Origin of the sequence: Vibrio fujianensis, from assembly GCF_002749895.1 — a bacterium.
Classification (GTDB): domain Bacteria; phylum Pseudomonadota; class Gammaproteobacteria; order Enterobacterales; family Vibrionaceae; genus Vibrio; species Vibrio fujianensis.
The window spans coordinates 1-8516 of sequence record NZ_NBUS01000036.1 but is presented as its reverse complement, the minus strand read 5'-3'; the positions used below and the strand labels follow the sequence as shown (position 1 = coordinate 8516).

At 42.9% G+C, this 8516-nt stretch carries 7 protein-coding genes; 4 read left to right on the top strand and 3 right to left on the bottom strand.

The window, feature by feature from the left end; translation table 11 throughout:
- Window positions 1-826, bottom strand: an 826-nt coding sequence (locus tag B7C60_RS02525; protein WP_245868448.1) for a Bcr/CflA family efflux MFS transporter, incomplete at its 3' end; no start/stop codon positions are given.
- Between the two features lie 155 nt (window positions 827-981).
- Between B7C60_RS02525 and punR the strand changes: the two genes are divergently transcribed.
- Window positions 982-1890 carry a DNA-binding transcriptional activator PunR gene (punR, locus tag B7C60_RS02520; RefSeq protein WP_099610387.1) on the top strand — a complete coding sequence of 303 codons (909 nt, stop codon included), beginning with the start codon at window positions 982-984 and terminating at the stop codon, window positions 1888-1890.
- Between the two features lie 48 nt (window positions 1891-1938).
- Here punR and fadA read toward each other — a convergent pair whose 3' ends face one another.
- Together fadA and fadB are read right to left on the bottom strand one after the other, a co-directional pair.
- Complete coding sequence (fadA, locus tag B7C60_RS02515) at window positions 1939-3102, bottom strand: acetyl-CoA C-acyltransferase FadA (RefSeq protein ID WP_099610288.1); 1164 nt, start codon at window positions 3100-3102, stop codon at window positions 1939-1941.
- Window positions 3103-3129: 27 nt separating this feature from the next.
- Entirely contained in the window at window positions 3130-5301 is a 2172-nt protein-coding gene (gene fadB / locus B7C60_RS02510) for a fatty acid oxidation complex subunit alpha FadB (RefSeq protein WP_099610287.1), read from the bottom strand.
- A gap of 217 nt (window positions 5302-5518) precedes the next feature.
- Between fadB and B7C60_RS02505 the strand changes: the two genes are divergently transcribed.
- From B7C60_RS02505 to hemG, 3 genes are read left to right on the top strand one after another with little or no spacing between them, the layout of a single operon-like run.
- On the top strand, window positions 5519-6142 hold the full coding sequence (locus B7C60_RS02505) for a YigZ family protein (protein ID WP_099610286.1): 624 nt from the start codon (window positions 5519-5521) through the stop codon (window positions 6140-6142).
- Between the two features lie 31 nt (window positions 6143-6173).
- Window positions 6174-7631: a TrkH family potassium uptake protein gene (locus B7C60_RS02500; RefSeq protein WP_099610285.1), complete on the top strand. Its 1458-nt coding sequence runs from the start codon at window positions 6174-6176 to the stop codon at window positions 7629-7631.
- A 10-nt stretch (window positions 7632-7641) separates the two neighbouring features.
- Window positions 7642-8166: a menaquinone-dependent protoporphyrinogen IX dehydrogenase gene (hemG, locus tag B7C60_RS02495; protein ID WP_099610284.1), complete on the top strand. Its 525-nt coding sequence runs from the start codon at window positions 7642-7644 to the stop codon at window positions 8164-8166.
- Window positions 8167-8516 lie beyond the last annotated feature (350 nt).

Genomic DNA, 8516 nt, shown 5'->3' with positions numbered 1-8516 from the left:
TCAGCAGTTGTTTCAGTACTTTTGCATCACCATATTTATTTACATACCGCTTACCTAAGTATCCACCAGCCATAAAAGCAATGGTTTGAGGAATAAAGCTCATGCCAATGTCTTTCGCTTCATAACCAAGCTGAGCCATAATTTCTGGCATACCTGTTAAATAGGCAAAGAACGCGGCAGAAGCACAAGCAAACATCATGACATTACCTAAGTAAGCTCGGCAGCTGAATAAAAATTTTATGTCTTGTTTAATGGATGTTGTTTTGGCTTCGGAGATAACATTTTCTTGTAAGCGTGTACTTACTATTAAAACTATCCCCATGATAGTTAAAACAAAAAAGATACTATGCCAACCAAAATGATTTGTCAGTAATACCCCTAATTGAGGCGCTAATGCAGGTGATAAAGCAACGAGAGGCATGATGGTTGCGAAAATTTGTTGGCTCACGCGGCTCGGATAGCGCTTAATTACCATTGCTTGCCAGATCACAGCAGGGGCACAAACACCGATCGCTTGAATAAAGCGTAATCCGAGTAATTGCCAAACTTGTTCGCTGAAAGCTAGCCCGCACGAGGCTAGGGTAAAGACAAATAATCCCACAATCAAAGTATTTCGATGGCCGAATTTATCTGAAGCTAATCCCCATAGTAGCTGTCCAATTGCCATGCCCATCAGAAAAACCGTCAGAGAGAGTGCGATTTGTTCGGGGCCTGTCGCAAAATCATGTTCCATGATCTTAAAAGCAGGGAGATACATATCGGTAGCGATAAAACCGAGCATCGAAAGAGCAGAAAGATAAAATAGCTGTAAAGGCGAGATGTTCATTTTAATTCCCATCAAAAAAATTAATTCATTTTTTCTTAGTATCTGTTATTGATAGCTAGGATATGTAAGGATGTTTATTTTATTTTTTATCTCTCCGGAAATAAAACGCGAAAATTGTTAGTTATCGTTCAAAAAAATTGATTGGTATGGTGGGTATGTTTTCAAAAGCATCACTAGAAATGTTAGATACGGTGGCGAGGCTCGGAAGTTTTACTGCGGCGGCAGCGGTGCTACATAAAGTTCCTTCAGCGATCAGCTACAGTGTTCGTCAAGTAGAAACGGAGTTGGGGGTTGTATTATTTCGCCGTTTACCAAGAAAGGTTGAAATGACCGTCGCGGGTGAACTGTTTATGGTTGAAGCGCGACAGTTATTACGACAAATGGAGGATATTAAGGCTCAAACGAAACGGGCTGCGCATGGTTGGCAACGAACGCTTAAATTGACACTTGATAATGTAGTGAAATTGGATCGAATCAAACCTTTGGTAGAAGATTTCTATCAAACATTTGATTTTGCTGAGTTACAGATCAATATGGAAGTATTCAATGGTTCTTGGGAAGCGATAGCACAAGGGCGAGCCGATATTGTGATTGGCGCAACCTCTGCTGTACCGGTCGGTGGTGATTTTGAAGTCCGTGATATGGGGGTGCTGGATTGGGTTTTTGTGATGGCTCCTGATCATCCCTGTGCACAGGTTGAGTTATTAACCGAAGAATTAGTCAGCCGGTATCCTGCGATCTGCTTGGATGATACATCCAGTGTTTTACCAAAGCGTCATACCGGGCACTATCTTAAACAAAGGCGTTTGCTACTGCCTAACTGGTATAGTGCGACCGAGTGTTTAAAGCAAGGCTTAGGGGTTGGATTTATGCCTAGCCATATGGCTCAACCTCTATTGGTTTCAGGTCAGTTAGTAGAAAGGGATCTACCCGACAATGTGCCATTGAGTCAATGCTGTTTAGTATGGCGTAAAGATGATAACCATAAGTTAATCAACTGGATGATCGATTATTTAGGAGAGAGTAAGCAGTTACATCACGATTGGTTAAAAACCGACGTTTAAAAAAGAAGAGCCAGTGATTAAACTGGCTCTTCAAACATAAACCAACGTCTAAGGACGTTCAAAAATCGTTGCTATGCCTTGACCTAGACCAATACACATCGTAGCCAGACCATATTTAGCGTCTTTCGCTTCCATGAGGTTGATCAATGTTGTGGAAATGCGGGTTCCTGAGCAGCCTAAAGGATGGCCTAAAGCAATTGCCCCACCGTTTAAGTTGACTTTCTCATCGACTAAATCCATCAAACCAAGATCTTTTGCACAAGGCAGAGATTGGGCGGCAAAGGCTTCATTTAACTCAACCAAATCAATCTCATTCATAGTGAGCCCTGCGCGTTTCAGAGCTTTATGCGTGGCGGGAACTGGGCCGTAGCCCATAATCGATGGATCGCAACCGGCAATCGCCATTGATTTTACTTTAGCGCGAATGGTGAGTCCTAAGGCTTTAGCTTTGGCTTCACTCATGATCAGCATAGCTGATGCGCCATCAGAAAGAGCAGATGAAGAGCCAGCCGTCACGGTGCCATTGGCGGGATCAAAAACTGGACGCAGTTCTGCCAAACCTTCAACGGTGGTTTCCGGGCGGATGACTTCATCATAATCTAGTGTAAATAAGGTCCCATCAGTGCTATGACCTTCGGTCGGTAAAATCTCATTTTTAAAACGGCCTTCGACGGTTGCGGCTTGAGCGCGTTGATGAGAACGAGCCGCGAAAGCATCTTGTTGCTCTCTACTGATACCATGAATCTTACCAAGCATCTCTGCGGTTAAGCCCATCATACCAGCGGCTTTGGCAACGTTTTTTGATAAACCAGGATGGAAATCTACCCCATGATTCATCGGTACGTGGCCCATATGCTCTACACCGCCGACCAAGCAAATGTCAGCATCGCCGACCATAATCGCACGAGCTGCATCATGTAAAGCTTGCATCGATGAGCCGCACAAACGGTTGACGGTTACCGCACCAATATCTACCGGTAGACCGGCAAGTAAAGCCGCATTACGAGCGACGTTAAACCCTTGTTCTAAGGTTTGTTGTACACAACCCCAATAAATGTCTTCGATCTCTTGTGGATTGACTTGTGGGTTACGAGCCAATATTCCTTTCATTAGATGAGCCGAGAGATCTTCAGCGCGCTGGTGGCGAAATGCTCCGCCTTTCGAACGTCCCATTGGCGTACGAAGGCAATCAACAATCACTACAGTATTCATTTTGTCATTCCTTTTCCAAATCACTGTTTATAAAGAAGCTGGAGCTGGGATAGGGTAAAAGCGCTGTCCTTTTTCTGCCATATCCAGTAACAGTTGTGGTAGGTGATACATCGCGCCTAAATGCTGATGCTGTCTGGCCATCGCAATGTATTGCTCTAAACCGATGGTATCGAGGTAGCGGAAAACCCCACCACGGAATGGAGGAAATCCTAAACCGTAGACCAAGGCCATATCGGCTTCTTGAGGAGAAGCAATAATTCCCTCTTCTAGACATAGCACGACTTCGTTGATCATCGGAATCATCATTCGTTCAATGATCGTTTGAGCTTCAAAAGACTGTGGGCTGGCGCAGACGTCAGCAAGAAGAGGTAAAACGTCATCCGAGAAATTTTTCTTCGGTTTGCCTTTTTTATCTATCGAGTAGCTATAGAAGCCATGACCATTTTTTTGGCCATATTTATTTGCTTCATAAAGCACATCGATGACATCACGGCCTTGTTTACCCATTCGTTCAGGGAAACCTTCTGCCATGACCGCTTGTGCGTGATGGGCGGTATCAAGGCCAACTACGTCGAGCAAATATGCTGGGCCCATTGGCCAACCAAACTGACGTTCCATAACTTTATCGATTTGAGTGAAATCAGCACCATCGCGTAATAGTAAGCTGAAACCACCGAAGTAAGGGAACAGAACACGATTAACGAAAAAGCCCGGACAATCATTAACCACGATCGGTGATTTACCCATTTTGGCCGCATAAGCGACAACACGATTAATGGTATCGTCAGAGGTTTTCTCGCCACGGATGATCTCAACTAATGGCATACGATGCACAGGATTGAAAAAGTGCATCCCACAGAAGTTCTCTGCGCGTTTCAGTGATTTGGCGAGTAAATTAATCGGAATAGTTGACGTGTTGGACGTAATGATCGTGTTATCCGAAACTTGGCTTTCAACTTCGCTCAACACCGCTGCTTTAACTTTAGGATTCTCGACGACCGCTTCAACAACCACATCAGCCTGTTCTATACCTGCATAGTGTAAGCTCGGGGTGATAGCAGCAATAACTCCTGCCATTTTAAAACCATCAATTTTGCCACGTTCTAATTGCTTATTGAGTAGTTTAGCGGCTTCGGTCATGCCTAGGTCGAGTGAAGGCTGAGCGATATCTTTCATCAAGACTGGCACACCTTTACTGGCAGATTGGTAAGCGATACCGCCTCCCATAATTCCGGCACCCAATACCGCTGCTCGTAGGGTATCTTGGCTGGCTGATTTAGCCGATTGTTTCGCTAATCCTTTAATATGTTGATCATTTAAAAAGAGACCCACTAACGCTTGGGCTTCGGTTGATTTCGCCAATTTGATGAAGTGCTGACGTTCAATATCCAGTGCTTCATCGCGTGCGCTACGCGCGGCTTGTTCAATGGTGACTACCGCGGTCATTGGCGCGGGATAATGTTTACCAGCGACTTGAGCAACAACACCTTTTGCCATGGTAAAGCTCATCATGCTTTCAACTTTACTGAGTGTCAGCGGCGCAGTCTTTTGTTTGCGGCGAGCTACCCAGTCTATTTTTTCGTTGATTGCTTGTTGAATGGTCGTAAGCGCGGAATCGAGTAATTTATCAGGATCGACTATCGCATCCAGTAGTCCTAGTTTTAGTGCTTCCTCAGCTCGGCAGGATTTACCTTGGGTGATGATTTCCATGGCGCTATCTGCGCCAATGATACGTGGTAAGCGTACCGTGCCACCAAAGCCAGGCATAATACCGAGTTTAGTTTCTGGTAATCCAATGCTGGTTGACTTGTCCCCAATTCTAAAGTCAGTGGCGAGTACACACTCACAACCGCCACCAAGGGTAAACCCTGTCAATGCTGATAGCGTAGGCACAGGTAGGTCTTCGAGTTTATTAAAGATGTTATTCGCAAAACGTAACCATTGATCAAGCTCTTCATTAGGCAGTTCGAATAAACCTAAAAATTCAGTAATGTCTGCCCCGACGATAAAGCTTGCTTTATCGGATGTAAGAATCAGCCCTTTTAGTCCAGAATAATTATATAGAGTATCCAATGCTTCATTGAGTGAGTTCAACGTTGCAAGATCAAGTTTATTGACGGACTCTGAAGAGCAAAAACTTAACGCTACGATGCCATCTTGTAATTCTTTTACCTGTAGGGTGTTAGCTTGGTAAATCATTGTCTATCTCCGTGACATACAATCGATGATTGTGTGTGAGAGTTTTTGTTGTATTCATGTTCTGGTTAGACCAGTGGGTTTAGTGTGTACTGAGGATGAATTATTTTCAATACATTTTTTAAACAACTGTTTAACATTGTGCGCTTGTTACCAATCCTAAGCGTCTTTTTTTTGCTCGTGATACACTGGCAGCCCTTTTATTGTTTATCATTGAGATATGAATTTTCAGCCTTACTCGATTCCAGCGACCCCTGTTCTATTTGAAGAGGAGATCAAAAAGAGTCGCTTTATCACATACTTAGCCCATACCCCAAGCATAGAAGCTGCGAAAGCTTTTATTGCAACGATAAAAGCGCGGCATGTCGACGCTAGGCATAATTGCTCGGCATTTATTGCTGGTCGGCCAGAAAATTCAACGCTATGGGGCTGTAGTGACGATGGCGAGCCTTCGGGAACGGCTGGTAAGCCTATGCTGGCCCAGCTTGCAGGCTCTGGTATTGGAGAAATTACTGCCGTTGTCACACGATATTATGGAGGAATTCGTTTAGGCACCGGTGGGCTGGTTAAGGCTTATGGTGGTGGAGTTCAACAAGCACTCAAGCGGCTTCAAATAAATGAGAAAAAAATCACCACAAAATTATCACTAACGTTAGACTACAATTTACTCGCCCTTGCTCAATCAATAATGGAGCAATATGAGGCCGTACAAATTGAAGCTCAATATGGAGAAATGGTTGCGATTATTATTGAATTACCTTGCGTCGCTGTAGATGTTTTTACTCAAAATATTATCAACAAGAGCAGTGCAAAAATTCTTGTTACCCACGTAGTACATACTTAGGAAGTCAGAAGCAAAGCTTCACTATTTTGTTATGCAATTTCGTTCTATTACTCGGATCGTGGGGTTATTACTTGCCCTGTTTAGCGTCTCTATGCTTATACCCGCAACGGTTGCTTTGATCTACGGGGATGGAGCAGGGGTTCCGTTCATCTCTACATTTTTTGTCTTACTATTTTTAGGTACCATACTATGGGTTCCTAACCGACATCATAAGCATGAACTTAAGGCTCGAGATGGTTTCCTAATTGTTGTTTTATTTTGGACTGTCATTGGTAGCGCCGGCGCTCTTCCTTTCTTGTTAGCAAATAATCCCAACGTATCAGTACCGGATGCTTTTTTTGAATCGTTTTCCGCTTTAACGACCACAGGAGCAACGGTGATTGTCGGCTTGGATGATTTACCTAAAGCGATTTTATTTTATCGGCAATTTTTACAATGGTTTGGTGGTATGGGAATTATCGTCCTCGCGGTTGCCATTCTGCCTGTATTAGGCATTGGAGGGATGCAGTTGTATCGTGCCGAAATCCCAGGCCCAGTTAAAGATAATAAAGTTACCCCGCGAATTGCTGAAACAGCAAAAGCGCTTTGGTACATCTATCTTAGTTTGACGGTTGTTTGTGCTGCCTCTTTTTGGTTCGCAGGCATGAGTTTGTTTGATGCTATTTGTCACAGTTTTTCAACCATAGCAATCGGTGGGTTTTCAACCCATGATGCGAGCATGGGTTATTTTGATAGCTATGCGATAAATTTAATTACGGTGGTTTTTTTGCTCATATCCGCTTGTAATTTTACCTTGCATTATGCTGCATTTACCAGTGGTGGTATCCATCCTAAATATTATTGGGCAGATAGGGAGTTCCGAGCTTTTCTTGCCATTCAAGGCTTGCTATTTATGAGTTGTTTTTTGGTGATATTAAAACACCATACTTACGATTCAATATATGAGGCATTCGATGTCACTCTGTTTCAAACGGTATCGATATCAACCACTGCGGGATTCACGACCACCAGTTTTGCAGAGTGGCCATTATTTTTACCTGTTTTACTACTCTTTTCTTCGTTCATTGGTGGATGTGCGGGTTCTACGGGAGGGGGAATGAAGGTTATTCGAGTTTTCCTGCTTACTTTACAAGGTGCTCGAGAAATGAAGCGACTTGTGCATCCTAGGGCTATTTATCCCATTAAGTTAGGTGAAAGAGCGCTACCTCAAAGAGTGGTCGATGCTGTGTGGGGCTTTTTTTCAGCTTATACGTTGGTTTTTGTTGTATGTATGCTAGCTCTCATTTTTACAGGAATGGACGAATTAAGTGCCTTTTCTGCCGTTGCTGCAACTCTTAATAATTTGGGGCCTGGTTTAGGTGAAGTTGCTGCTCATTTTGGTAATATCAATGATGCAGCTAAATGGATTCTAGTGGTATCCATGTTATTTGGGCGACTAGAAGTTTTTACCTTATTAATATTGTTAACGCCAACATTTTGGCGTAGCTGAGGATCGTTTTGTGAAAGTACTGATGTTGTACTCCTCAAGAGAAGGACAAACCCAAAAGATACTGCGATTTATTGCAGAAAAGCTTCATCAAGACCATTGTGATATTCGAGATCTTCATCAATGTGATTCTGTGGACTTACAGGCCTATGATAAGGTGTTGATTGGTGCATCCATTCGTTATGGTCATCTTAGTCAAAAGCTATATGCGTTTATTGAGCGACATGCAACGCAATTAACTAAAGTTAAAGCTGCATTTATTTGTGTAAACTTAACCGCTCGCAAAGAAGAACAAAATAAAGATACACCAGAAGGTAGTGTCTATATTCAGACTTTTTTGAAAAAATCGCCTTGGCACCCCAATTTGATTGGCGTGTTTGCTGGAGCACTTTATTATCCACGCTACCGTTTTTTCGACAAAGTAATGATTCGATTTATTATGCAGTTAACTGGTGGAGAAACGGATACTTCAAAAGAAGTTGAGTACACCAACTGGAATAAAGTTGCTTTATTTAGTGAAAGATTTGCAAAAATGTAAATAGAAAAGTGAGTTTTATCGAGTTGTGCTGCTTTTATCATCAGTCAGTGTTGGCTGGCAAAAAAAGCAATAAAAAACACTTGCTAATGTGATGTCGATCTCTATAATGCCGCCTCGCTGTCGCAGGAAAGCGTCTCAACGCTGACTGAAGCAGCAGGTGATTTTAAAAAGGTAACTCCTGAAAAAATAAACGTAAAAAGTGTTTGACACCGGCGTTTATCTCGTTAAAATTACCGCCTCTTCCGATATGGCGTAAGCCAAGCGGTAAGAACGCTCTTTAACAATTTAAACCAATCAATCTGTGTGGGCACTCGTTGATGATAATCAAAAAGATTTATCAATGAACTGAG

Bases quoted from the DNA above. Each gene is read 5' to 3' on its own strand.
- punR (WP_099610387.1), top strand. From the start codon at position 982: ATGTTTTCAAAAGCATCACTAGAAATGTTAGATACGGTGGCGAGGCTC.
- fadA (WP_099610288.1), bottom strand. From the start codon at position 3,102: ATGAATACTGTAGTGATTGTTGATTGCCTTCGTACGCCAATGGGACGT.
- fadB (WP_099610287.1), bottom strand. From the start codon at position 5,301: ATGATTTACCAAGCTAACACCCTACAGGTAAAAGAATTACAAGATGGC.
- B7C60_RS02505 (WP_099610286.1), top strand. From the start codon at position 5,519: ATGAATTTTCAGCCTTACTCGATTCCAGCGACCCCTGTTCTATTTGAA.
- B7C60_RS02500 (WP_099610285.1), top strand. From the start codon at position 6,174: ATGCAATTTCGTTCTATTACTCGGATCGTGGGGTTATTACTTGCCCTG.